Annotated in this window: 1 protein-coding gene; it reads left to right on the top strand. The window is 70.0% G+C overall.

Features of this window, described 5'->3' with window-relative positions:
• Positions 1-20: 20 nt before the first annotated feature.
• Positions 21-260: FAD-dependent oxidoreductase (locus tag SB724_RS20750; RefSeq protein WP_410572822.1), on the top strand; the 240-nt coding region annotated here is incomplete at its 3' end.

Genomic DNA, 260 nt, shown 5'->3' with positions numbered 1-260 from the left:
CAATGGCCGAGGTTTCGGCCTTGGAGTCCGACGGCGTCGACGTCCGGTTAGGCGTGGCGGTGAAGCGGATCGACCGGGCCCGGCAGCACGTGGTGCTCGCCGACGGGACCTCCGAACACTATGACCGGCTGGTGTTCGCCACCGGCTCCCGTCCCGTGGTTCCCAACCTCACTGGCCTGAATCCCGACCCCACCGGACCTGTGCTGCCGGCGGGGGTCACTGCCCTCCGGGACCTTCGCGACGCCGAGGTACTCCGCTCC

Origin of the sequence: Bacillus sp. SIMBA_031 (assembly GCF_046535225.1) — a bacterium.
Classification (GTDB): Bacteria; Bacillota; Bacilli; order Bacillales; family Bacillaceae; genus Bacillus; species Bacillus velezensis.
This window is presented reverse-complemented; position numbering and strand designations above follow the sequence as displayed.